The following is a 22332-nucleotide window of genomic DNA, read 5'->3' as shown; positions in this document are numbered from 1 at the left end:
GGAAAAACCAACCAAAAACCCTATTTTATTTACCTTCTAGCCCCTAAACCCCAATACCTAATCCCCAGTCCCTCATCCCCTAACGTATTATTTTCTTGAAGTTTGTTCTCAAAACTTGCCTGATACCACTTAATCGTGTTAGGAATCGCACAGAAGGAAGTTGAAGTAGCTAAATACGAGTTATCCAAGTTAGAACAATGAACGCACTAACTTTACAGTGGTATGATGCCGGTCAAAATCACACTAAGCAAATATACGAACAACAGCCAAGTAAAAAACCTGGTACTATCCGTATCGGTAGAGATCAATCCCAGTGCGACATTGTTCTAGTTCCTGGGACTGTATCTCGGCTGCACGTAGAAATCTTTTTTAACTCTCAGCAACAAAGTTTTTACATCCGAAATTTACAGCCAAATAATCCCCCCTTAGTTGATGGACAGCAACTCATTCAAGGTGAAAGACCAATCAACCAAGGTAGCGTTATCCACTTAGGTCAAGTACAACTGCAAGTAGTTGCTGTCAATATTAATTCCATGCCAGCAACGATCATCAATCCAGTCCAACCAACTTCGCCACCTGCACAACCACAGCAACCCGCATATCAAAATAGACAGGTAACTCCTCTAGGGCAACCACAACCACCAGCGTATCAAAATAAACAAGTAACTCCTCTAGGGCAACCACAGCAACCTGTGTACCAAAATAGACAAGTAACTCCTTTAGGACAACCACAACCACCAGCAAATCAACAGTTTACCCCTCCTGTACACAACCATCCTCCAGTTCAAGGCAGTTACGGCTTAGAGTGTCCCAAATGCCATAAAGTTTCCCCAGTAGAAAACCTACAAGTAGGTTGTCCTTGGTGTGGTACATCCCTAGCAGCCGCAGTCAGTGTCCTGGTAGCACCAGGGAATTGAGCGTGAGGGCAAGGGGGCAGGGGGCAGGGGTGCAGGGGGCAGGGGTGTAAGGGGAGACAAGGAAGACAAGGGAGAAATTATTAATAGTTAGTGACTAATGACTAATGACTAATGACTAATGACTAATGACTAATGACTAATGACTAATGACTAATGACTAATGACTAATGACTAATGACTAATGACTAATGACTAATGACTAATGACTAATGACTAATGACTAATGACTAATGACTAACCAACAAATTCAACTCTCTTGGGAAGATCCCACCACAGGGGAACGGCGAGAACCAACATTAAATCCACCTATCGCCTTTGGTCGAGAATTTGCGCGTTTACCAGCAGAATTGAACGGCCAAAATGTAGCTCGAATGCTATTAAATAGTAGCCAAGTGTCGCGCTACCACGCTTTGATTACTTGGGAAAATCATCAATTAGTAGTCATTGACCAAGGTAGCGTCAATGGGGTGCTAGTTAATGGTCAAAGGCAGCCGCGCAGTGTGATTAACAATGGTGATACATTGCAAATCGGCCCCTACATCATCTCAGTCACCTTTGCTAACAACACTACTGCACCAACTCAAGCGGTGGTTACTAGCTCTCCATCCATTATTCAATTTAACCCTAACACTAATCTCCCTGAACCCAGCTTACCAGCCGCCCCTCCAATCACACCGTTGGGGAGTAATTTCCCACCCCCAGCCTTTCAAGCACAACAGGTAGTTGTACAAGCAGTTCATGCTACCGGTTTACCTGTAGATGAATGTGACTATTTAGCCGTGGGTGCCGGGCTAGGAAGTTTTATTTGGTCGGATTTATTAAGAATTAGCGGTGTCCGTGCAGAAAAAATCGTGGCATTGGGGTTAGAACCAGAGCCTTACGCCCGTTATAAGCGTCTGTGTTTGAACTCCCAAATACCTTTACACGAAAGACTGCGTTCTAATTCTGATTCTTGTCCTGACAATATTTGGGGTTGGCCTAGCTATGCTTGGAGAGAAGCCTGGCATGATTTAGGTCATGGTAAGTTCAACACAGCATTTAAGTATTTGTGGCAAGTTTTTGGAGAACCAACCCTTGTTGAAACTTATACGCCCCGTGCGGGTAATGTGTTCAACTCAATTGACAGAGAAGCCAAGCGCATCGGCTGGGATCAAATATATCGTTATGGACGAGTTAGAGCCATTCGTAAAACCGACGATGGTCGATATTGTGTAGCCTATTCACGCGGACAAGGTAATCACGCTTTTTTGGTCACTAAGTATTTACACTTAGCTACAGGGTATCCAGCGATTCAATTTCTCCCTGATTTGCAAGCTTATAGAGAAAAATATCAAGATTTTAAATCGGTTGTGAATGCTTATGAAGCACACGATCATGTATATGAACAATTAGAACGTCAAGGCGGAACAGTATTAATCCGTGGACGGGGAATTGTGGCTTCAAGAATTGTGCAGCGTATTTATGAAGCCAGACGTAAAAACAATAAGATTACAGTTTTGCATTTAATGCGATCGCCTAAACCCCAAGGTAACAAATTTGACAAAGCCCAACGTTCAGTCAAAAATCATTACGAGTTTCAACCCTTCAACTGGCCTAAATCCTGTTGGAGTGGAGAACTCCGCGTCATGTTAGAACAAGCCACACCAGACGAACGTCAACGCCTACTCACAGACTGGGGAGGAACAACCACCGCCGACCGTCAAGACTGGCAAAAAATCACGGAAGATGGTCTAAAAGAGGGTTGGTATCAAATTACTTTTGGGGATGTATTAACGGTAGAAAGAGACGCACAAAACCGCACCATTACCCAAATCCAGGAAAAAGGCTTTGGTCAAATGAAATTAACTGCTGACTTTATTGTTGATGCTACCGGTTTAGATGCCAAAGTTCATGCTAACCCCCTACTAGATGATTTAGTGAAGCATTACAACCTACCCCTCAATTTCATGGGACGCTTGGCTGTCGCCAACAACTTTGAAATTCCAGAAATGCGAAATGGCAAAGGTCAAATGTATGTAGCCGGTGCAATAACCCTTGGCGGCCCCTATGCAGCCGTTGATAGTTTTTTGGGCTTGCAATACTCCGCCTTAGTTTCCGTCGATGGACTCGCCACCGCCCGCGCCCCAGGAGTAAGTCGTTTAAACCCCTTCAGTTCCTTTGGACAATGGTTAAAGTGGGTTTTCAATCAATCGCCATAGGTAGTCAATGGTCAATAGTCAATAGTCAATAGTCATTAGTCATTAGTCATTAGTCATTAGGTAAAAGATTCTACCTTGTCTACCTTCCAGTCCCCAATCCCCAGTCCCCAGTCCCCAATCCCCAATCCCCACAATGAATCACAGTCCAGATAATCCTTTCTACAAACTGAAGGTTCGTTACCTATTTTGGCAGTTTGTAGTGATATCTTTTGCTATTGCATTCGTACAAGGCATAGTACAGGAAGCTACTAGAGAAAAATTTGATAGTCAAGCTTTAACACTAGTTGTCTATGTCGCTATAGTCATTTCACTCTCTCTATGGACATGGATAGATTTTGTCCGCGCGGGTGTCAATCTGAAATGCTTAGTCGGGAATATACCTAGAAATTACAAATGGTTATCAGCATTAGGCTTGGTTTTGTTGATGATTATTTTTTCCATCAGTGCCTATCTGGTATCATTTACTGCCATATCATATATAGCACCTACCTTTATTGAAAGCGTGCTGCGTCAGGCTGCTAATGATCCCGGCCCAAGCATTGCTGCACCCCTATTTCAAAATCTACTAGGAATTATCACTTATGTAGTTGTAGCCCCAGTTACAGAAGAATTCCTTTTTCGAGGGTTTATTCTGCAACGTTGGGCTGTTAAATGGGGGATTCGTTCCGCTTTGGTGGTTTCTTCCGTCTTGTTTGGATTTTTACACGCTAACGTCGTAGGATTAACGCTGTTTGGTTTGATTATGGGAGTTTTGTACATCAAAACGCGATCGCTCATTGTTCCTATTGTCTGTCATGCCTTTAATAATTTGATTGCATCAGGAATGGGGTTTTTATCTGGTCAAGCCGAAACTACGACTAAATCAGCAGTTAACTCTCTAGAACAATTGCGTTCTGGTTGGTGGGTGGGAATTTTATTAATGTGCATCTCATTGCCTTTTTTACTGCGCTTCCTCAAGCGGAATTGGCCACAGAAAGATACACGAGTGCCATATTTAATTAACGTTCAAGCCCTAGAAACTTGAAAGGCGATCGCAAAAAATACAAAAATATACTGTTTAATAGTGTAGAAATGTATAGAATCTTGTAAAAGTATAAAATAAAATCTCTTTTGAAATGCAAACATTACCAGTTCATTCCTCAATGCAGCTGTCTTTATCACCAAATCAATGTCAGCCTTTGAAGATTGTCGCACTGGGGGATAGTTTAGTATATGGCTTTGGCGACCCCGAAAACGGTGGCTGGGTAGAACAATTAAGGCGTTTGTGGATGTTACCCGAAAGTTCCGGTCATGTCCTGTATAATTTGGGCGTGAGAGGCGATCGCACCCAGCAAGTAGCACAAAGATTAGAAGTAGAATTTCGTCATCGTGGCGAACTGCGAAATCGTGTCCCCGATTTAATTATCCTCTCCGTAGGAGTCAACGATTCTCCCCGCCTCGGTCGTCCCGAAGGCAAACATTGTACAGACTTTACTATATTTGAATCACAAATAGTTGCCCTACTAGATCAAGCACAACAACTGTGTCCGGTACTGTTTGTAGGTATGATTCCCGTCAATGAAGCAAAAATGCCATTTCTAGACTGTTTTTACTATAATCATGCTGATCAATATCGTTACAAAGAAGCCACACGCCTAGCTTGTCAACAAAGACAAATTCCCTATTTAGATATTTTTGATCACTGGATGGCACACACAGAAACGTGGCGAAATCAGCGTTTAAGTCTAGACGGACTCCATCCCAACACTTTAGGTTATCAAACTTTGCTAGAAGAAGTTATAAATTGGGAAGCATTAGCAGCTTATCACACCCAACCTCAGTATCAACTAGTAGATTAGGGCGTGGGGGTCTGGGGAGATGAGGGGGACAAGGTAGACAAGGTAGACAAGGGTGATAGGGAGGAAGAATTATTAATAACTAATAACTAATGACTAATGACTAATGACTATTGACTATTGACTATTGACTATTGACTATTGACTATTGACTATCTACTATGACTCCTACTCTTTTTGGTCGTTGGCAAACTCGGTTATTACTACTGGCTACCGTCGGTGTAATAGTATCTTTACCTTTTGTATTTGGTATAGTTAACCCTAGTGCTACGGGTGCTATCTATTTTTGGGTACTTGGTTATGTCGCCATCTTTGGTTTAGTATGGGACATAATCTATAACTTTTTACAAAAGTTTCGATGGGATAGAGACTGGCCTGCTGCTTATCAACTCCTCGCTGGTATTTGGGAATTAATCTTTGTTGGCTGTGGAGTCAAAATCTTTGGTTTTTTACCAGCACCTGTTCCTAAAGAACTCATTCCCATAGATACTTTCTTATTACATTATAGTGTCGTCTGGCTATCTGTTTTTATTGCATCCCAAAGCATCATGCGAATTTTGTTTCCTCGTTCCCGATTTCGAGGCGGACAATGGCTTTAAACCTTTGATTTATGTCAGAAAAATTAATTGCTATTTCAGCTTCAGAAGCACCGGCTAGAACCAAGGCTTCAAATTATCCTGAACCATTTGCATCACGCATGGTAGGTAGGGAAAAACACCCTCTTGGCGACTTATTTGGCTTGACAAACTTTGGTGTCAATTTAACACGGTTAGCTCCCCGCGCCATCTCAGCTTTGCGTCATGCTCACACCAAACAGGATGAATTTGTATATATCCTAGAGGGATATCCTACACTATACACTGATGAAGGTCGCACACAACTTTCTCCAGGTATGTGTGCTGGGTTCAAAGCTGGTACTGGTAATAGTCACCATCTCATCAACGAAACATCTGAGGATGTTGTTTACTTGGAAATCGGGGACAGAACACCAGGGGATGAAGGAAGTTATCCCGATGATGACCTCATAGCCGTGCTGGAAAATGGTAAGTGGAAATTTACCCACAAAGATGGTACACCTTACTAATGGGCGTTGCATCAATGCTGTCTTAATTAAGCCTTTTTAACAATGTTAACCAGCGATTTTTTGCGCCTACTCCGCGAAAAGCCGCTTTGCGTCTTTGCGCCTACCCTGCGGGTTCCGCGTTAGCGGTATGCGCGAAACAAAAATCATCCCACTAATCAGCAACGCCGAAATAATAATATCCCCAATTTGAGAAAAAGTTGGGGATTTTGGTTTTTTAAATTGAAAAAACTACATCCACTCTCATAGTAGCCATTTATTAAAACCACTAAAGCGTATTCTTATGTGCTTATTAACTACTGGTAAAAAGTTTACAACAATTAACATTAAACTCCAGCGCAAAGCATCATAAATTAACTACTAAGCTTGACATTATGACGCACTTGCAGAATCATCTTAGGGAAACCAGGTAGTGGCTCTTGAGGAAAGTATGCACACAGTAATTCTTGTTCTGGTTGAAGTGTTAATTGTCATTTGTTTATCTCGATTAGTAGGATTACTATTCAAATCAATTAAACAACCTTTAGTAATTGGTGAGATTGTGGCTGGGATTATGCTTGGCCCCTCATTATTGGGTTTACTTGCTCCCCAATTATCAGCTACTTTGTTTCCACCAGAAACTCTACCTTTTTTGAATGTTTTATCTCAGGTGGGACTAATATTTTTCATGTTTTTGATTGGGTTGGAACTCAATCCTAAATATCTCAGTGGACAGTTAGAAGTGGCAGTATTAACTTCTCATGTCAGTATTTTAGTCCCTTTTTCTCTCGGCACATTATTATCTTTACTTTTGTATCCGCTAGTTTCTAATGCTAGTGTTTCCTTTACTGCCTTTGCTCTATTTTTAGGTGCAGCGATGTCAATTACAGCCTTTCCTGTATTGGCGCGGATTATTACAGAAAATAACTTGCAAGGAACGCGTTTAGGAACACTGGCGTTAACTTGTGCGGCGGTAGACGATGTCACAGCTTGGTGTTTACTAGCAGTAGCGATCGCTGTAGCCAGAACTGGTAACATCATAGGTGCATTGCCGACAATTGCGGAAAGTTTCATTTATATTGCCTTGATGGCGACGGTAGGAAGTTGGTTTTTGCAACGTCTTGCAGCCCATTACCACCGCGCCGGGCGTTTGAGCCAACTGGTATTGGCGGGAATTTATGTCGCCGTCGTCGCCTCAGCACTGATTACGGAATTAATTGGCATTCATTTAATCTTTGGGGCATTCTTATTGGGTGCAGCTATGCCCAAGAATGCAGACTTAGTGCGCGAATTAGCCATTAAAACTGAAGATTTCGTCCTGATTTTTCTCTTGCCAATATTTTTTGCCTACAGTGGCTTACGGACGCAGATTGGTTTATTGAACCGTCCCGAACTCTGGTTATTGTGTGCAATTGTGGTTTTAGTAGCGATCGCTGGCAAGTATATTGGTACATATATCGCTGCCCGTTTTAGTGGAATCAACAAACGCGAAGCATCAGCCTTGGGTTGGTTAATGAATACTCGCGGTTTAACCGAGTTAATCGTGCTGAATATTGGTTTGGAATTGGGGGTAATTTCTCCGTTATTGTTTACCATGCTGGTAATTATGGCTTTAGTTACCACCTTCATGACTTCGCCGTTACTAGAGTGGGCTTATCCCAAAAAACTCATCAAATTAGATACAGTCGAACCAGAACCAATTGCAGAGGACAATCTCAACACTACCATTCCTCACGATGCTTACCTGCATCACTACCGAATTTTAGTTCCAGTCGCCAATCCCAGCACCCAAAAAGGCTTATTACAACTTGCTGTCACACTAGGACTCAATTTCCGTCAACCTGCTGTAGTCAATCCCCTCAGTTTAATTGAATTAGAAGAAGATTACGGTTTTGAAAATACGCCCGACGAAGCAGATAGATTAATTCTGCAACGTCGTCAGCAGTTAGAAGAGTTGATCATTACCCTCGAACCACCAACCACACAGCCCTTTGTACATCCCATTGTGCAGATATCTAGCAACGTCGCCAGAGAAACAGCCCAAATTGCCAAACATGAGCAAGCAGATTTAATTTTGGTAGGGTGGCATCGTCCAGCCTTTAGTAATAATCGCTTGGGTGGTAGAGTCGGTCAAATTCTCAGCATTGCACCAGTAGATGTGGCTGTGTTTGTAGATAGGGGTGGAGAGAGACTAGAAAGTTTATTAGTTCCCTATTCTGCAAATATCCACGATGATTTGGCTTTGACATTGGCATTGAGACTATTAATCAATCGTGACACTTGTACATTGCAAGTATTACAGGTACTCAAAGAAAACCAAGTCCATGAGGAATTGAGTTATGAACTGTACGCCATGATTGAGAGATTACCAGCCAGTGTGCGCGATCGCATCAATATCAAAATTATCCATGCTCCTGACCCCATTGCCGCCGTAGTTGCAGCCTCAGAAAGCGTAGACTTGACTATCGCCGGTACTAGCCGCGCCTGGGGAATTGAGCGTCAAACCCTGGGAAGATATACAGATGAACTGGCAATTCAATGTCGTTCTTCGCTCTTAATTACCCGTCGCTACAGCCAACTCTCTTCTCATTTGACTTCTGCATTGTCTGAACCGAATCATCAAGAGCCTATTGTCAATAGCTGAAAACTATGCACCACTTTAATTCTAAATCCCTGACATTTTATGCTACAGCCATCGGTTCAGTTCTGGTTTTATTTCAAAGCATTACTTTTTATGGCGAAAAACACCTGCAAGCTTCCCCTGTCATTGATGGCGTTTATCGTCTGACTTTTACTGATAATGTACCTGAATGTCGGCGATCGCAACCTTTAACCTTAGACATTCAGCAGTCAGGAATCTACATCAACGCTTCTTTGTTACCAGCCACAACTAATAAACCAATTCAAAAGCAGTATTCTCTCAAAGGCATCTTAAATCATCAGCAATTAAACTTAACAGGCGAAGTTTACCACACCAACCTTTGTAATATTGCTCCACCCCATACCCTGCAAGCTCAAATGCGATTAACAGAGGGTAAAAAGCTGCAAGGCAAAATAATTATCAGTACCATCGCGCAAAATTTAGAATTTAATGCTACACCTGAAGCAGCCCAGGCAGAAACCAAAAACTCAAATAGCCATTAAAATGTGGCAATTCATGAGGCAATCTCTAGGAACTTATTACACAAGTGCCTAAAAACAAAGGTCTAGAGCTAAATGCTAAAAGCTAAATGCTTAGTAATTTTTACTCAGCACCCAGCACTCATTACTCTCCCTGCCTGATGGTGTAACCTCATCATAGATAAATTCATCATGCTTAATGGAATCTCAACTCAGCAACTTTTTCACAGGGGCAAACAACTATTTAGCATTAGTTTATTTGCTGCATTTATCTTGCCAAATACCAGTACAATTGCGGCTCAAGTCGCTCAGTTGAACAATTGGCGGTTTTCTCCACAAGCTGGCAAGTTAGAGATTAATCTTTCCGTCGGGAAAACACCGAACTACTTTTACCTATCTGAACCGCCGCGCCTAGTTATCGACATTCCTGAAACTAAACTAGGTCAAATACCAACTCAGAAAAATTTTACTGGTGCTGTCCAACGTGTTCGCGTTTCCCAATTAAACGCCAATATGACTCGTATTGTCCTAGATTTAGCCAATGGCGTAGCCATAGATCCCAATCAAGTTAAACTACAACCCGTTTCCAAACAAAACCCCACTCGCTGGGTTTTACGTCCTGCTTTCATTAGTAGTTCTCAACAATTGAGCAACGCCAAAAATCCACCAAAAAACCCTTCTTCCATACAATACACCCAGTATAATTACTTACAATTACCCAGTACCTTAACCCCAACATTCGCTAGTCCCCAACAACCCTTGGTGACTGTACCTCCCCTCAATTCCAAAAATTCTGTTTCCACACCAAATTCTTCGCCATCTTTCCCCACTCCCACCATTTCGACTCAACCCAAAACCTCGCCTAACATCACTAATCCCGTGGTTATTGAATTTGGTCAGCCCATACCTAAGTAAAATTATTAGGGAATGGATAATAGGGACTGGGGTTAATAACTATTGCCCATTCCCTGTTCCCTATTCCCTTTCGAGCCTAGAATCTTTCTGTTTCCTGTGTTTGTTCAACAGCTCCTGGCTGAGACAAGAAGAAATTTTGCCCTGCTTCATTTTGATAAATACATCTAATATCAGGCTTTTCATCTAAAGTACCAGTAAAACCAAATGTATTCAGACGATTCTTACACTCTCTCACTTGGTCAGAACTCACTAGCTTGCGCTGCTCTAAAATTGCCCAGTTATTTTGACGAATTACACACCCAGGACGCATACTTGGTTGGGCAACATAAACATTAAAAGGGTTGAGAGTTACAAATAATCGAGCATCCATCACCATTGCACTTGCTCCATACTGGACGCAAATCTCAGGATTCGGTGCTTTGGTATCAATAAACTCACGGGAAGCTACATTAGATGGAGTTAATGTAGTTGTAGAACTAAAAGCAATCCCAATCCCAATTCCCAGAACAAACACCCCTGCCAAAATAGCAATAGTGGTGAAGTTAAACATAGAAGATGGGAAACTAGAAGGCCTAGATGTGGTAGCCGCTCTACCAGTTGATTTACGTCTCATTTGTGCTGATTAACCTTCACGCCTGAAAAATTTGGGAGTGTCTCCCTATTTCAGTATGCCGATTATTGAGGAGATTTGCCTGCAACTTTTCAGATAATATTGAACCTTTTAACTTGGTGTTTGTCACCCGTCACGTTCCCACCAAATTAGCAGCGAAAAAATGTAAAGTAATATTTACGAAAATATTTGATACCTGACTGAACACAAATAAAGTGAAATCTATAACAGGCTCATTCTGGGTTAGTAACCTCAAAGCTTCGCAAGTGCAACTTATTTTAGCGGACAGTTTGACTATCTTTTGGGGAGAGTGGATAGATTTACGCGTTAGAATCGCGCAAGTGGCTGCATCTGGTTTAGTTTCTCCACTGATTTACATTGTTGCTTTTGGTTTGGGTTTAGGTAGTGCCATTAAACCAGGTTCTGGCATCAGTGGTAATTACAGCAACTATCTAGAATTCATGTTGCCGGGAATGGTGGCGTTATCATCGATGACTATTAGCTTTGCTGGAACGACGTTTTCAATTTGTGGAGATAGGTTATTTAGTAAAACCTTTGAAGAATTATTACTGACTCCCATACATCCCTTAGCGTTGTATTTTGGTCAAATGTTAGCAGGAATTGTGCGGGGGTTAATGACTTCTGGCTCTGTGGTTCTGATAGCTTTGCTATTTACAGGTAACTGGCATTTTCTCCACCCGTTGTTTTTGCTATTGCTGGTATTGAACTGTGCCGTGTTTGCAGGTTTGGGTGTAATTGTTGGGTTATCAGTAAAATCACTCGAATCAGTGGGACTTTACAATAACTTCGTGATTGCTCCCATGTCGTTCTTAGGAGCGACTTTCTTTGATCCTGCTACATTACCCACTGCCTTGAAAGTAGTGGTTTATCTGTTCCCTTTAACCTACGCCAGCACTGGACTACGGGCAGCAGCTAATTTACCTTTATCTCAGTTTCCCTGGTACAGCATACCAATATTACTAGCGATCGCGATCGCCATTGCCTTTTGGGGTGGTTATAAATTCGCCCACCAACAAGACTAATACCAATTCGCAATTCGCAATTCGCAATTAAGAAAGTCAGATACCATCTGGGTTTCAAGCTTTGCATCTGTTGCTTAATTTTGGAGAATTGGTATAATGGAATACCAAAAAATAAATTATCCCAAATAAACAGCTTAGTAGGGTGCGTCAGTATGAATAATCTCTTGGTATAGTTAGGTTTTCTTGCACTGACGCACCCTACAGTTTAGATATTTTTTATCTAGAAGTCCCTAACCACAAACAAAGTTTTTCAAAGTTTCTGATTTGTCATCTCCACAAAACGCTAATCTGACTGGATATCGTGGAATCAAATCCAGTCATGACTAAAGTTTCCAACATTCGTCAGTTGTTAACTGATACAAAATTAGGGCTACTACCTTATTTAGATCAACGCTTGCAGGAAATTGCTAAAACCTGGTCACAAACAGAAAATTTGCAACTACAGCCTTATGATCTCCGGTTTGGTAATTGCAACACCTCCGCAGCCAATGAACCCAGACCAGTTATTAACCAGTCAATTGCTTTGCAGTTTTTCATCTTAGGCAATCCTCAAAATAGATTGGAGTTATTGCTACTAGCCTCAGAACTGCAAAACAATATAGATGCAGCCATTTTTGAATGGAGTAACCGCGAATGGTATCAGTTTGAGAAGCCCTTAAAGCGACCAGTAACACAAATTACAGGCAACTTAGACTATGAAATACTAGAAAATCAAAATAATACTTGCCGTATCACTCTGGAGCGTCAATTTGATTTAATTTACTTAGTTAGTTTTTAAATAACAGGGAACAGGGAACAGGGAACAAGAAGTAGATAATTGTATTTTCTCTCCCTGCACCCCTGCACCCTTGCACCCCTGCTTCCTCTAACCTGCTTGATAACTAGCAGAGAAGGTGTCTTTGAGAGAACGCCAACGGAAGGAGCGATCGCCGCCTCTCTCGACAACTACTTTCACTCTTGGTTCTAAACTAGGTAGATTGGTCAGAAATTCTACTTCCTGGTCGGAAAGGATATTTCCTTCAATAATCCACAACACCAAACCCTTAGATTTAGGTGGTAGTTGTTCTAGTTGGTAGTTCACAACAGGTGGCAGATAATAAACATTACCTACTGCTGCACCGCTACCTGTGCTTTTTTTACCCAAATGGGGAGGTCTGACACCGTGAACCCCTGTCAGATAAGCAGCGACATCACCTAATCCTCTAGCAGTCAATACTAGAGTCGTATAGCCAGCAGCACGCAGACGACGACGATACCGACCTTCAAAACCCCCTTCCAGGGGTGTGTAAACACCTAACGAACCCAATTTTTCCAGATTGCGGATGAAACCGTTGCCAGTGGTAATTAGTGCCATAGATTTTTCGGATTATTGTCCTATCCCACTTTGATATCTCTATTATTGACCTTGAAGTGTTCGATCAAGTGAGATCACAAAGCTTATGGATTAGATAAGCTAAACTCAATTTTATCAGCAAAGTTTGGGGACTGGGGACTGGGGATTGGGAGAAGAGAGAAGGGGTGCAAGTGAAGGTAGATTTTATGGTACTTCCAAAAAATAAACTATCCAAATCTATCTTCTATCTATTTTCTTCAAAACAACTGTTTCCCCCCTGCTCCCTGCCCCCTGCCCCCTTGCCATCAACCAGATAGATATTTTTTTAATTGGAAGTCCCTAATTCAATGCCCAATGCCCAAAATTTATTTTTGACAAAGGGTTGCCAATAGTTTATAGTATTAGATTGTGACCAATTTCGCAAATTAAGATACCATGTAATCACCATTTTGGGCGATCGCTAACATTAAAGTTAACGAAAATCTTCACCAGGAAAACATCCAGGCGGAAACAGCTCAAAAGCTGGTAAACTTAGAAAGCTTTTAGGTCAAGTTCAGGGTAAGCAGCCGAAATCAAAAGGCCACCCTCATCACCAGGCTACACCCACTCCTGTAGTCAGAAAAGCAATCAACACCTGACACTCCAGGTTTGATTGGTTCAGTGCAGAAAAAGCTGAGTAGTGATGTTAGCTGGATGACATTACACTAAAACCTCGGTTCAACGGATACTGAGCGGTAAAAACTGCTTAAGTCCCACTGAGACGCGGCAGTTGCCCAATCGGGAGACCCGCAAATGGCAATTGCCTCCAGAAAGTGCCTAAGCAAACGCTAGGACGAAAGCGTTGCTGCACAAAGAGCAAAGCTATATAGCATTGCCTTGATACCAGAAGTGATTCCTTCTTATATAAAGAAGGCAATTGTGACTGTTCTGGTGAACAAAAGAGTGAATTAAATAACATCACCAAACAGTAACAACACAACTTTGTGTTTCCGACACCATCGTTAGCAGACAAAAATGCTTTCGATACTAGAGACTCGTCCATCTTCGTCGGCGTTCATGAGAGTTTGTGTTCAAAAACCCGATTTCAAGGTCAGCAAGTAGAAAGGAGAACCAGTTACCGTGTCTGTAGGCATTCTCGGCACAAAACTGGGCATGACCCAAATCTTTGACGAAGCAGGAGTTGCAATTCCTGTAACAGTCGTCCAAGCCGGGCCATGCGTAGTTACCCAAATAAAAACAAGCCCAACCGATGGATACTCAGCGATCCAAGTTGGTTTCAAACAAGTTAAAGAAAAAGCACTGAATAAGCCCGTATTGGGTCATTTGAAGAAATCCGAAGCTCCTGCATTACGGCATCTGAGAGAGTATCACACAGATAGCCCTAATGATTATTCTTTAGGACAAGAGATTAAAGCAGATATTTTTAGTGCAGGTCAAATCGTAGACGTTAGCGGTACAAGCATCGGTCGTGGCTTTGCAGGCAACCAAAAGCGGAATAACTTTGGTCGCGGGCCAATGTCCCACGGTTCTAAGAACCATAGAGCGCCCGGTTCAATTGGTGCAGGTACAACCCCAGGTCGTGTTTATCCTGGTAAGCGGATGGCAGGACGTTTAGGTGGTAGCCGCGTCACCATCAAAAAGTTGACCGTAGTCAGAGTTGATAGTGAGCGCAATTTACTGCTCATTAAAGGAGCTGTGCCTGGCAAACCAGGGTCATTGCTAAGTATTGTGCCAGCCAAGCTAGTTGGCAAGTAGTGCTGAGTGTTAACTGTTAGCTGTTAACTGTTAACTGAAATAAGGACACAAAAATGGTTGAAAGTGTAATTAAAAATTGGCAAGGGGAGGAAGTCGGGCAAAAAGAGTTCGACCTGCGCTCCGCCAAAGCAGAAACGGCGACTCACATCGTCCACCGCGCCCTGGTACGCCAACTGAATAACGCTCGGCAAGGAAATGCTAGCACCAAAACTCGTTCAGAAGTGCGGGGTGGTGGACGCAAACCTTGGCGGCAAAAAGGTACTGGTCGCGCTCGTGCAGGTTCTATTCGTTCTCCGTTATGGCGGGGTGGTGGTGTCATCTTCGGGCCGAAACCCAGAGATTTCAGCATCAAAATGAACCGCAAAGAACGACGGTTAGCACTACGCACAGCCCTAGTCAACCGTCTAGAGGACTTGATTGTAGTAGAAGAATTTAATAACGAGCTATCCCGTCCTAAGACTAAAGATTTGGTATCAGCCTTAGCCCGTTGGGGAGCAGCACCAGAAAATAAGACATTATTAATTTTGTCCGAGTTTCCTGAAAACGTGTATTTATCAGCCCGCAATATCGAGAATCTCAAGTTACTTGCTGCTGATCAATTAAATGTTTTCGACTTGCTCCATGCTGACAAAATTGTCATCACAACATCAGCTTTAGATAAGATTCAGGAGGTCTACAATGGCTAGATTTGAGACCCGTAACCTTCCTGATTTAATCCGTCGCCCCATCGTCACCGAAAAAGCGACAATTCTGATGGAACAAAACAAATACACCTTTGAAGTGGTTCCCAAAGCTGACAAAACTCAAATTAAAGCAGCAATTGAAGACTTATTTCAAGTAAAAGTCGTCAAAGTGAACACCACATTACCACCCCGTAGAAAAAAGCGCGTTGGTAAATTCATTGGTTTCAAACCCCAATATAAAAAAGCGATCGTTACTGTCGCACCTGGGGACGTAGAGAAAATCAGACAAGTGCTATTCCCAGAGGTCTAAGATATCATGGGTACCCGTTCTTATCGCCCTTATACCCCCAGTACACGCCAAGTTACCATCTCGGACTTCGCGGAAATTACCAAAACCGAACCAGAAAAATCACTCACGGTCTATATCCACCGTGCCAAAGGTCGGAACAACCAAGGGCGGATAACCTGCCGTCATCGGGGTGGCGGACACAAAAAACTTTATCGCATCATTGATTTTAAACGGGATAAACGCAGTATTCCCGCTACGGTCATTGCTATTGAATACGATCCCAACCGGAACGCCCGGATTGCACTGCTATCTTATGAAGATGGCGAAAAACGTTACATTTTGCATCCCAATGGCTTAAAAGTTGGGGCAAAAGTTATCGCTGGGCCAGAATCTCCGATTGAAGACGGTAACGCTTTACCTTTAGCTAACATCCCCTTGGGTACTAGCGTTCACAACGTAGAATTGATTGCTGGTAAAGGCGGTCAAATCGTTCGTGCAGCAGGTGCTACTGCTCAAGTTGTAGCGAAAGAAGGTAATTACGTCACATTGAAGTTGCCTTCTGGTGAAGTCCGGATGATTCGCCGCGAATGTTACGCCACCATCGGGCAAGTAGGTAACACCGACGCGAGAAACCTGAGTGCAGGTAAAGCTGGTAGAACTCGTTGGAAAGGCCGCCGTCCGCAAGTTAGAGGTAGCGTAATGAACCCTGTAGACCACCCCCACGGCGGTGGTGAAGGTAGAGCGCCCATTGGTAGATCCGGCCCTGTAACTCCTTGGGGTAAACCAACCTTGGGTGCGAAAACTCGTAAACCCAAGAAAGCTAGCAGCAGATTAATTGTTCGCCGTCGTCGTAAATCATCCAAACGCGGACGCGGTGGTCGTGAGTCTTAAGCATTTTAGATTTTAAATTTTGGATTTGAGATTGGATCTGGTAGTTGAGCATTAATAATTTTTGCCTAATCATCAGATACATATTTATCCAAAATCCGAAATTCTAAATTTGAAATCCAAAATCCGTCTTGAAAAGTTTCCTACGGCGGGAAACCCGCCTACAGAACTTTCCGCAAAATCCAAAATCCAAAATCGAACTATGGGTCGTTCTCTTAAAAAAGGTCCTTTTGTTGCGGATCATTTGTTAAGCAAAATTGAAAAACTGAACGCTAAAAACGAAAAACAAGTAATCAAAACTTGGTCGCGTGCTTCCACAATTTTGCCGGAAATGGTAGGCCACACCATCGCAGTTCACAACGGGCGGCAACACGTACCTGTATTTATCAGTGACCAAATGGTGGGGCATAAGCTAGGAGAATTCGCTCCTACACGCACCTACAGAGGCCATGGCAAAACTGACAAAAAATCGGGGAGATAGTCAAAAGTCCAAAGTCCAAAGTCAACAGTCCAAAGTAAAAACTAATGACTAATGACTAACGACTAATGACTAATGACAAATGGAGAAACATATGGCTACTGATACTACTGAAGTAAAAGCGATCGCCCGTTACATAAGAATGTCTCCCTTTAAAGTACGTCGTGTACTTGATCAAATTCGGGGTCGCTCCTATAGAGAGGCACTAATTATCCTCGAATTTATGCCTTATCGAGCTACTGAACCAGTGCTGACACTCCTGAGAAGTGCGGCGGCTAACGCCGAGCATAATGCAGGATTAGACCGCGCTCAATTAGTGATCACTCAGGCATACGCTGATCAAGGCCCCGTACTCAAACGTTTCCAACCTAGAGCGCAAGGTAGAGCTTACCAAATTCGCAAACCAACGTGTCATATTACCTTAGCTGTAGCGGCTGATGCTAACGCTAAGTAACTAAAATAAACACTAAAAATTGCGTAAAGTAAGAAATTTTAGAGGAAACATTTGTGGGACAAAAAATACATCCAGTTGGCTTTCGCCTGGGAATTACCCAAGAACACCAATCGCGTTGGTTTGCCGACCCAGAACGCTATCCTGAACTTTTACAAGAAGATCACAAACTTCGTAAATACATAGACCAAAAATTGGGCAGATACGCTCAAAACAACGCTGGTATTTCCGAAGTACGGATTGAGCGTAAAGCCGATCAAATCGACTTAGAAGTACGGACTGCGCGCCCAGGTGTAGTTGTAGGTCGCGGTGGTCAAGGAATTGAAGCACTGCGTACCGGACTGCAAGACTTACTAGGTGGTCAACGGCAAATTCGCATCAACGTTGTAGAAGTGCAAAGAGTTGATGCTGATGCTTACTTGATTGCTGAGTACATCGCGCAACAACTAGAGCGTCGTGTCTCCTTCCGCCGTGTAGTTAGACAAGCGATTCAACGCGCTCAACGGGCAGGAATTCAAGGCATCAAAGTGCAAGTCAGTGGTCGTCTCAACGGTGCAGAAATTGCTCGGACTGAGTGGACTCGTGAAGGCAGAGTACCTCTGCACACCCTACGAGCTGACATTGATTATTCCTACTGCACAGCTAAAACCGTTTACGGAATTTTAGGCATCAAAGTTTGGGTCTTCAAGGGTGAAATCATTCCTGGACAGGAAGAAGCCCCATCCCAACCATCGACCCGTGAACGCGAACCACGCCGCCGCCAACAACAGCGTCGTCGCCAGCAGTTTGAAGACCGTTCCAATGAAGGATAGTCATTAGTCCAATGTCCACAGTCAAAAGTCCACAGTCCAAATTGTTTGACTATTGACCATTGACTACTAAACCATTGACTATTGACCATTGACTATTGACTATTGACTTGTAACAAACCATGTTAAGTCCTAGAAGAACTAAATTCCGCAAACAACAACGCGGACGAATGACTGGTCTATCGCACCGTGGTAGCACCCTCAACTTTGGAGACTTTGCCCTGCAAGCGCAAGAACCAGCTTGGATCACCTCTCGGCAAATCGAAGCTTCCCGTCGGGCAATGACTCGTTACATTCGTCGGGGTGGTAAAATTTGGATTCGCATTTTCCCAGATAAACCTGTCACCATGCGTCCTGCTGAAACCCGGATGGGATCAGGTAAAGGTAATCCAGAGTTTTGGGTAGCTGTAGTCAAGCCAGGGCGGATTTTATTTGAAATCGCTGGCGTTTCGGAAGAAATAGCGCGAGAAGCTATGCGACTAGCGGCCTACAAGCTACCCATCAAAACCAAGTTTATTGTGCGATCGCAAATCGAGGAGCAGGAGTAGGTTATGCCTCTTCCCAAAATTTCAGAAGCTAGAGAACTAAGTGACGAAAAACTGGCCGAGGAAATTATTGCGGTGAAAAAACAACTGTTTCAGTTGCGCTTGCAAAAAGCCACCAGACAATTAGACAAGCCCCACCAGTTCCGCCACGCCCGTCACCGCCTCGCCCAACTACTCACAGTAGAAGGAGAAAGGAAACGGGCAGCAAGTCAACCGCCTCAAGAATCAAAGTAGGAGATTATGGCAATCAAAGAACGAGTTGGCTTGGTAGTGAGCGATAAAATGCAAAAAACGGTAGTTGTTGCCATTGAAAACCGCGCTCCCCATCCCAAGTACGGCAAGATTGTAGTCAAGACCCGGCGTTACAAAGCCCACGACGAAGAAAATAAATGCAAAGTGGGCGATCGCGTGCGAATTCAGGAAACTAGACCCCTGAGTAAAACTAAACGCTGGCAAGTGGCAGAAATCCTCAACACTAAAGCTACAACTTGATAGTTGTGCATAAGGGAGACCGATTGTGATTCAACCCCAAACTTACCTGAATGTGGCAGATAATAGCGGCGCACGCAAACTGATGTGTATTCGTGTCTTAGGCGCGGGTAACAGACGTTACGGTTTTGTGGGCGACAGAATTATCGCTGTTGTCAAAGATGCTATTCCTAACATGGCAGTCAAAAAATCCGATGTAGTCGAAGCTGTAATTGTTCGCACCCGCCACAATATCAACCGTGATAGCGGTATGAGCATTCGCTTTGATGATAATGCTGCCGTCATTATCAACAAAGAAGGTAATCCCAGAGGTACACGGGTATTTGGCCCAGTAGCGCGGGAATTACGTGATAAGAACTTTACCAAAATCGTTTCTCTAGCTCCAGAGGTGCTGTAATGGGAAACCGAAAAGATCAACCCAAATTCCACAAAATGCACGTCAAAACCGGCGACACAGTACAAGTGATTGCTGGCAAAGACAAAGGCAAAGTCGGTGAAGTGATTAAAGCACTGCCCGAATTTAGTAAAGTCATTGTCAAAGGCGTAAACATTAAAACCAAGCACGTCAAGCCCCAGCAAGAAGGGGAATCTGGGCGGATTGTCACCCAAGAAGCTCCAATTCACAGCTCTAACGTTATGCTTTATTCCACCAAGCAAAACGTTGCTAGTCGTGTCTGCTACACCTTCACAGCAGAAGGGAAAAAGGTCAGAAAACTCAAGAAAACTGGTGAAATTCTCGATAACTAGGGAATTCATCAACTTGAGATTTTAGATTGTAAATTTAAATTCAAATCTAAAATCTGAAATTAAAGTTTCCCTGACCAAGACCAGGGGAAATCAGGACAAAAAACTATGGCGACACAAAGACTCAAAACCTTATATCAAGAGACCATTGTCCCCAAACTGACCAATCAGTTTCAGTATACTAACGTTCATCAAGTGCCAAAAGTGGTGAAAGTGACTGTAAACAGAGGTCTAGGGGAAGCAGCGCAAAATGCTAAGGCACTCGAAGCATCTTTGAGCGAAATTGCGACTATTACTGGACAAAAACCAGTAGTCACCAGAGCAAAAAAAGCGATCGCTGGCTTCAAAATTCGTCAGGGTATGCCTGTTGGGATTATGGTAACTCTCAGAGGCGATAGAATGTATGCCTTTCTCGACCGGCTCATTAGCCTATCACTACCCAGAATTAGAGATTTTCGCGGCGTTAGCCCCAAAAGCTTTGACGGTCGCGGTAACTATACTCTCGGCGTAAGAGAACAGCTAATCTTTCCAGAAGTCGAGTACGACAGCATCGATCAAATCCGTGGTTTAGATATTTCCATTATCACCACAGCAAAAACCGACGAAGAGGGCCGCGCCTTACTTAAAGAATTAGGAATGCCCTTTCGCGATCAATAAGTTCATCTAAAGAGGGAACGATGGCGGCTAACGACACAATTGCAGATATGCTGACGCGCATCCGCAATGCCAACATGGCAAGGCATAAAAATACACAAGTGCCTGCTACGAAAATGACCCGTAGCATTGCTAAGGTGCTACAGGAAGAAGGCTTTATTGCTGAATATGCAGAAGAGGGTGAAGGCATAAAACGTAACCTAGTAATTTCTCTGAAATACAAAGGTAAAAATCGCCAACCCCTAATTACTGCACTCAAACGGGTAAGTAAACCAGGTTTGCGTGTTTACTCCAACAGAAAAGAATTACCACGGGTATTAGGTGGTATTGGTATTGCCATCATTTCCACATCCAGTGGTATTATGACCGACCGCGAAGCGCGTCGTCAGAACTTAGGTGGTGAAATCCTCTGCTACGTCTGGTAGTTTTCCAGAGTCAACAGTCAACAGTCAACAGTCAATAGTTTTGACGACAGACCATAGACTATCGACGAATCACAAAGGTCAAACAGTCATGTCTCGTATTGGTAAACGTCCAATTACTATTCCCGCCAAAGTACAAGTAACCATTGATGGGGCAAAAATCGCCGTAAAAGGGCCTAAAGGTGAACTTTCTCGCGATTTACCCACCAACGTCATAGTCTCTCAAGAGGGAGAAATCTTAACAGTTGCCCGTAAGGATGACTCTCGTACCTCTCGGCAAATGCACGGTTTGAGCCGGACTTTAGTTGCCAATATGGTAGAGGGAGTTTCCCAAGGGTTCCAACGTCGCCTAGAAATCCAAGGTGTGGGTTATCGGGCGCAAGTGCAAGGGCGCAACCTAGTGTTGAACATGGGTTACAGCCACCAAGTCCAAATTGAACCACCAGAAGGCATTCAGTTTGCGGTAGAAAATAACACTAACGTGATTGTTAGTGGCTATGACAAAGAAATTGTCGGGAACACAGCAGCTAAAATCCGTGCCGTTCGTCCACCAGAACCCTACAAAGGTAAAGGTATCCGCTATGCAGGCGAAGTGGTGAGACGCAAAGCTGGTAAGACCGGAGGTAAAGGTAAGAAATAAGCTATGAAACTTACTCGTAGGGAATCAAAACAGCGTCGTCACAAACGCATTCGGGGCAAAGTTAAAGGTTCACCAGAACGCCCACGGTTAGCAGTATTCCGTTCCCATGAGCATATTTATGCTCAGGTAATTGATGATACACAGCATCATACGCTAGTAGCAGCCTCGACTGTAGAACCAGCTTTGAAAGCTAGTCTATCTTCAGGTGGTAACTGCGAAGCATCAGCACAAGTTGGTAAATTAATTGCCCAGCGATCGCTAGAAAAAGGGATCACCAAAGTCGTATTCGACCGTGGTGGCAACTTATATCATGGTCGCATCAAAGCCCTAGCGGAAGCCGCACGCGAAGCAGGTCTAGATTTTTAACCAGTCAAAAGTCCCAAGTCAAAAGTCAAAAGCATTGACTATTGACTAATGACTAATGACTTAATGACTAATGACTAAATAGAGAGCA

Annotated in this window: 29 protein-coding genes; 27 read left to right on the top strand and 2 right to left on the bottom strand. The window is 43.3% G+C overall.

Annotated features, from left to right (window positions below; all coding sequences use genetic code 11):
• The first annotated feature begins 197 nt into the window (after positions 1–197).
• The 9 genes from CLI64_RS29350 to CLI64_RS29310 all read left to right on the top strand — a co-directional run bounded on the left by CLI64_RS29350 (position 198) and on the right by CLI64_RS29310 (position 10045).
• The gene (locus tag CLI64_RS29350) at positions 198–917 is read left to right on the top strand and encodes an FHA domain-containing protein (protein WP_103140502.1); all 720 of its coding nucleotides are present in this window, start codon (positions 198–200) and stop codon (positions 915–917) included.
• 230 nt (positions 918–1147) lie between these two features.
• Positions 1148–3115 carry an FHA domain-containing protein gene (locus CLI64_RS29345; RefSeq protein ID WP_103140501.1) on the top strand — a complete coding sequence of 656 codons (1968 nt, stop codon included), beginning with the start codon at positions 1148–1150 and terminating at the stop codon, positions 3113–3115.
• Between the two features lie 133 nt (positions 3116–3248).
• Entirely contained in the window at positions 3249–4139 is an 891-nt protein-coding gene (locus tag CLI64_RS29340; protein WP_103140500.1) for a CPBP family intramembrane glutamic endopeptidase, read from the top strand.
• 91 nt (positions 4140–4230) lie between these two features.
• Entirely contained in the window at positions 4231–4953 is a 723-nt protein-coding gene (locus CLI64_RS29335) for a GDSL-type esterase/lipase family protein (RefSeq protein WP_192881633.1), read from the top strand.
• A 158-nt stretch (positions 4954–5111) separates the two neighbouring features.
• Positions 5112–5549 carry a hypothetical protein gene (locus tag CLI64_RS29330; RefSeq protein ID WP_103140498.1) on the top strand — a complete coding sequence of 146 codons (438 nt, stop codon included), beginning with the start codon at positions 5112–5114 and terminating at the stop codon, positions 5547–5549.
• Positions 5550–5560: 11 nt separating this feature from the next.
• A complete protein-coding gene (locus tag CLI64_RS29325) occupies positions 5561–6034 on the top strand; it encodes a cupin domain-containing protein (protein ID WP_103140497.1) in 474 nt (157 codons plus the stop codon).
• 427 nt (positions 6035–6461) lie between these two features.
• The gene (locus CLI64_RS29320) at positions 6462–8654 is read left to right on the top strand and encodes a cation:proton antiporter (RefSeq protein WP_103140496.1); all 2193 of its coding nucleotides are present in this window, start codon (positions 6462–6464) and stop codon (positions 8652–8654) included.
• Between the two features lie 5 nt (positions 8655–8659).
• On the top strand, positions 8660–9154 hold the full coding sequence (locus tag CLI64_RS29315; RefSeq protein WP_103140495.1) for a hypothetical protein: 495 nt from the start codon (positions 8660–8662) through the stop codon (positions 9152–9154).
• 168 nt (positions 9155–9322) lie between these two features.
• Positions 9323–10045 carry an AMIN domain-containing protein gene (locus tag CLI64_RS29310; protein ID WP_103140494.1) on the top strand — a complete coding sequence of 241 codons (723 nt, stop codon included), beginning with the start codon at positions 9323–9325 and terminating at the stop codon, positions 10043–10045.
• Positions 10046–10121: 76 nt separating this feature from the next.
• Here the strand turns inward: CLI64_RS29310 and CLI64_RS29305 are convergent, their stop codons facing one another.
• Positions 10122–10658 (bottom strand): DUF3172 domain-containing protein, encoded by a 537-nt coding sequence (locus tag CLI64_RS29305; protein ID WP_103140493.1) that lies wholly within the window; start codon positions 10656–10658, stop codon positions 10122–10124.
• 221 nt (positions 10659–10879) lie between these two features.
• Between CLI64_RS29305 and CLI64_RS29300 the strand changes: the two genes are divergently transcribed.
• Both CLI64_RS29300 and CLI64_RS29295 read left to right on the top strand, forming a co-directional pair.
• Positions 10880–11698, top strand: coding sequence for an ABC transporter permease (locus CLI64_RS29300; RefSeq protein WP_225977633.1), 819 nt, complete (start codon positions 10880–10882; stop codon positions 11696–11698).
• Positions 11699–12017: 319 nt separating this feature from the next.
• Positions 12018–12476, top strand: coding sequence for a hypothetical protein (locus CLI64_RS29295; RefSeq protein ID WP_103140491.1), 459 nt, complete (start codon positions 12018–12020; stop codon positions 12474–12476).
• An 87-nt stretch (positions 12477–12563) separates the two neighbouring features.
• On the opposite strand, the gene CLI64_RS29290 is transcribed toward CLI64_RS29295, so the two are convergent.
• Positions 12564–13052: an NAD(P)H-quinone oxidoreductase subunit N gene (locus tag CLI64_RS29290; protein WP_103140490.1), complete on the bottom strand. Its 489-nt coding sequence runs from the start codon at positions 13050–13052 to the stop codon at positions 12564–12566.
• 1098 nt (positions 13053–14150) lie between these two features.
• Between CLI64_RS29290 and rplC the strand changes: the two genes are divergently transcribed.
• From rplC to rplR, 16 genes are all read left to right on the top strand, one after another.
• Positions 14151–14786 carry a 50S ribosomal protein L3 gene (gene rplC, locus CLI64_RS29285; RefSeq protein WP_103140489.1) on the top strand — a complete coding sequence of 212 codons (636 nt, stop codon included), beginning with the start codon at positions 14151–14153 and terminating at the stop codon, positions 14784–14786.
• 53 nt (positions 14787–14839) lie between these two features.
• Positions 14840–15472 (top strand): 50S ribosomal protein L4, encoded by a 633-nt coding sequence (rplD, locus tag CLI64_RS29280; RefSeq protein WP_103140488.1) that lies wholly within the window; start codon positions 14840–14842, stop codon positions 15470–15472.
• The gene (locus tag CLI64_RS29275) at positions 15465–15779 is read left to right on the top strand and encodes a 50S ribosomal protein L23 (RefSeq protein WP_103140487.1); all 315 of its coding nucleotides are present in this window, start codon (positions 15465–15467) and stop codon (positions 15777–15779) included. The genes rplD and CLI64_RS29275 overlap by 8 nt, the downstream gene beginning before the upstream one ends.
• Before the next feature lie 6 nt (positions 15780–15785).
• Positions 15786–16649: a 50S ribosomal protein L2 gene (rplB, locus tag CLI64_RS29270; protein WP_103140486.1), complete on the top strand. Its 864-nt coding sequence runs from the start codon at positions 15786–15788 to the stop codon at positions 16647–16649.
• A gap of 199 nt (positions 16650–16848) precedes the next feature.
• Entirely contained in the window at positions 16849–17127 is a 279-nt protein-coding gene (gene rpsS, locus CLI64_RS29265) for a 30S ribosomal protein S19 (RefSeq protein ID WP_103140485.1), read from the top strand.
• A 91-nt stretch (positions 17128–17218) separates the two neighbouring features.
• Positions 17219–17578, top strand: a complete 360-nt coding sequence (rplV, locus tag CLI64_RS29260) for a 50S ribosomal protein L22 (protein ID WP_103140484.1) — start codon at positions 17219–17221, stop codon at positions 17576–17578.
• Between the two features lie 53 nt (positions 17579–17631).
• Positions 17632–18387 carry a 30S ribosomal protein S3 gene (gene rpsC / locus CLI64_RS29255; protein WP_103140483.1) on the top strand — a complete coding sequence of 252 codons (756 nt, stop codon included), beginning with the start codon at positions 17632–17634 and terminating at the stop codon, positions 18385–18387.
• A 119-nt stretch (positions 18388–18506) separates the two neighbouring features.
• The gene (gene rplP / locus CLI64_RS29250) at positions 18507–18932 is read left to right on the top strand and encodes a 50S ribosomal protein L16 (RefSeq protein ID WP_103140482.1); all 426 of its coding nucleotides are present in this window, start codon (positions 18507–18509) and stop codon (positions 18930–18932) included.
• 3 nt (positions 18933–18935) lie between these two features.
• Complete coding sequence (gene rpmC, locus CLI64_RS29245) at positions 18936–19163, top strand: 50S ribosomal protein L29 (protein ID WP_103140481.1); 228 nt, start codon at positions 18936–18938, stop codon at positions 19161–19163.
• Between the two features lie 6 nt (positions 19164–19169).
• Entirely contained in the window at positions 19170–19421 is a 252-nt protein-coding gene (rpsQ, locus tag CLI64_RS29240) for a 30S ribosomal protein S17 (RefSeq protein ID WP_103140480.1), read from the top strand.
• 82 nt (positions 19422–19503) lie between these two features.
• Positions 19504–19815: a 50S ribosomal protein L14 gene (rplN, locus tag CLI64_RS29235; RefSeq protein WP_374703984.1), complete on the top strand. Its 312-nt coding sequence runs from the start codon at positions 19504–19506 to the stop codon at positions 19813–19815.
• Positions 19815–20165 (top strand): 50S ribosomal protein L24, encoded by a 351-nt coding sequence (gene rplX, locus CLI64_RS29230; RefSeq protein ID WP_103140478.1) that lies wholly within the window; start codon positions 19815–19817, stop codon positions 20163–20165. The genes rplN and rplX overlap by 1 nt, the downstream gene beginning before the upstream one ends.
• A 105-nt stretch (positions 20166–20270) precedes the next feature.
• Positions 20271–20819 (top strand): 50S ribosomal protein L5, encoded by a 549-nt coding sequence (gene rplE, locus CLI64_RS29225; RefSeq protein WP_103140477.1) that lies wholly within the window; start codon positions 20271–20273, stop codon positions 20817–20819.
• A gap of 20 nt (positions 20820–20839) precedes the next feature.
• Positions 20840–21241: a 30S ribosomal protein S8 gene (gene rpsH / locus CLI64_RS29220; RefSeq protein WP_103140476.1), complete on the top strand. Its 402-nt coding sequence runs from the start codon at positions 20840–20842 to the stop codon at positions 21239–21241.
• Positions 21242–21329: 88 nt separating this feature from the next.
• Positions 21330–21878, top strand: coding sequence for a 50S ribosomal protein L6 (gene rplF / locus CLI64_RS29215; RefSeq protein ID WP_103140475.1), 549 nt, complete (start codon positions 21330–21332; stop codon positions 21876–21878).
• 3 nt (positions 21879–21881) lie between these two features.
• Positions 21882–22244, top strand: a complete 363-nt coding sequence (gene rplR, locus CLI64_RS29210; RefSeq protein WP_103140474.1) for a 50S ribosomal protein L18 — start codon at positions 21882–21884, stop codon at positions 22242–22244.
• The last annotated feature ends 88 nt before the right edge of the window (positions 22245–22332 follow it).

Source organism: Nostoc sp. CENA543, from assembly GCF_002896875.1.
In the GTDB taxonomy this organism is placed as follows: domain Bacteria; phylum Cyanobacteriota; class Cyanobacteriia; order Cyanobacteriales; family Nostocaceae; genus Trichormus.
Note: the sequence above shows the minus strand (reverse complement) of the source record. Positions and strands in the feature narration are given on the sequence as shown.

What these genes read in the sequence shown, in the direction of transcription:
- CLI64_RS29350 (WP_103140502.1), top strand. Translation starts at nt 198, where the DNA reads ATGAACGCACTAACTTTACAGTGGTATGATGCCGGTCAAAATCACACT.
- CLI64_RS29345 (WP_103140501.1), top strand. Translation starts at nt 1,148, where the DNA reads ATGACTAACCAACAAATTCAACTCTCTTGGGAAGATCCCACCACAGGG.
- CLI64_RS29340 (WP_103140500.1), top strand. Translation starts at nt 3,249, where the DNA reads ATGAATCACAGTCCAGATAATCCTTTCTACAAACTGAAGGTTCGTTAC.
- CLI64_RS29335 (WP_192881633.1), top strand. Translation starts at nt 4,231, where the DNA reads ATGCAAACATTACCAGTTCATTCCTCAATGCAGCTGTCTTTATCACCA.
- CLI64_RS29330 (WP_103140498.1), top strand. Translation starts at nt 5,112, where the DNA reads ATGACTCCTACTCTTTTTGGTCGTTGGCAAACTCGGTTATTACTACTG.
- CLI64_RS29325 (WP_103140497.1), top strand. Translation starts at nt 5,561, where the DNA reads ATGTCAGAAAAATTAATTGCTATTTCAGCTTCAGAAGCACCGGCTAGA.
- CLI64_RS29320 (WP_103140496.1), top strand. Translation starts at nt 6,462, where the DNA reads ATGCACACAGTAATTCTTGTTCTGGTTGAAGTGTTAATTGTCATTTGT.
- CLI64_RS29315 (WP_103140495.1), top strand. Translation starts at nt 8,660, where the DNA reads ATGCACCACTTTAATTCTAAATCCCTGACATTTTATGCTACAGCCATC.
- CLI64_RS29310 (WP_103140494.1), top strand. Translation starts at nt 9,323, where the DNA reads ATGCTTAATGGAATCTCAACTCAGCAACTTTTTCACAGGGGCAAACAA.
- CLI64_RS29305 (WP_103140493.1), bottom strand. Translation starts at nt 10,658, where the DNA reads ATGAGACGTAAATCAACTGGTAGAGCGGCTACCACATCTAGGCCTTCT.
- CLI64_RS29295 (WP_103140491.1), top strand. Translation starts at nt 12,018, where the DNA reads ATGACTAAAGTTTCCAACATTCGTCAGTTGTTAACTGATACAAAATTA.
- CLI64_RS29290 (WP_103140490.1), bottom strand. Translation starts at nt 13,052, where the DNA reads ATGGCACTAATTACCACTGGCAACGGTTTCATCCGCAATCTGGAAAAA.
- rplD (WP_103140488.1), top strand. Translation starts at nt 14,840, where the DNA reads ATGGTTGAAAGTGTAATTAAAAATTGGCAAGGGGAGGAAGTCGGGCAA.
- CLI64_RS29275 (WP_103140487.1), top strand. Translation starts at nt 15,465, where the DNA reads ATGGCTAGATTTGAGACCCGTAACCTTCCTGATTTAATCCGTCGCCCC.
- rplB (WP_103140486.1), top strand. Translation starts at nt 15,786, where the DNA reads ATGGGTACCCGTTCTTATCGCCCTTATACCCCCAGTACACGCCAAGTT.
- rpsS (WP_103140485.1), top strand. Translation starts at nt 16,849, where the DNA reads ATGGGTCGTTCTCTTAAAAAAGGTCCTTTTGTTGCGGATCATTTGTTA.
- rplV (WP_103140484.1), top strand. Translation starts at nt 17,219, where the DNA reads ATGGCTACTGATACTACTGAAGTAAAAGCGATCGCCCGTTACATAAGA.
- rplP (WP_103140482.1), top strand. Translation starts at nt 18,507, where the DNA reads ATGTTAAGTCCTAGAAGAACTAAATTCCGCAAACAACAACGCGGACGA.
- rpmC (WP_103140481.1), top strand. Translation starts at nt 18,936, where the DNA reads ATGCCTCTTCCCAAAATTTCAGAAGCTAGAGAACTAAGTGACGAAAAA.
- rpsQ (WP_103140480.1), top strand. Translation starts at nt 19,170, where the DNA reads ATGGCAATCAAAGAACGAGTTGGCTTGGTAGTGAGCGATAAAATGCAA.
- rplN (WP_374703984.1), top strand. Translation starts at nt 19,504, where the DNA reads ATGTGTATTCGTGTCTTAGGCGCGGGTAACAGACGTTACGGTTTTGTG.
- rplX (WP_103140478.1), top strand. Translation starts at nt 19,815, where the DNA reads ATGGGAAACCGAAAAGATCAACCCAAATTCCACAAAATGCACGTCAAA.
- rplE (WP_103140477.1), top strand. Translation starts at nt 20,271, where the DNA reads ATGGCGACACAAAGACTCAAAACCTTATATCAAGAGACCATTGTCCCC.
- rpsH (WP_103140476.1), top strand. Translation starts at nt 20,840, where the DNA reads ATGGCGGCTAACGACACAATTGCAGATATGCTGACGCGCATCCGCAAT.
- rplF (WP_103140475.1), top strand. Translation starts at nt 21,330, where the DNA reads ATGTCTCGTATTGGTAAACGTCCAATTACTATTCCCGCCAAAGTACAA.
- rplR (WP_103140474.1), top strand. Translation starts at nt 21,882, where the DNA reads ATGAAACTTACTCGTAGGGAATCAAAACAGCGTCGTCACAAACGCATT.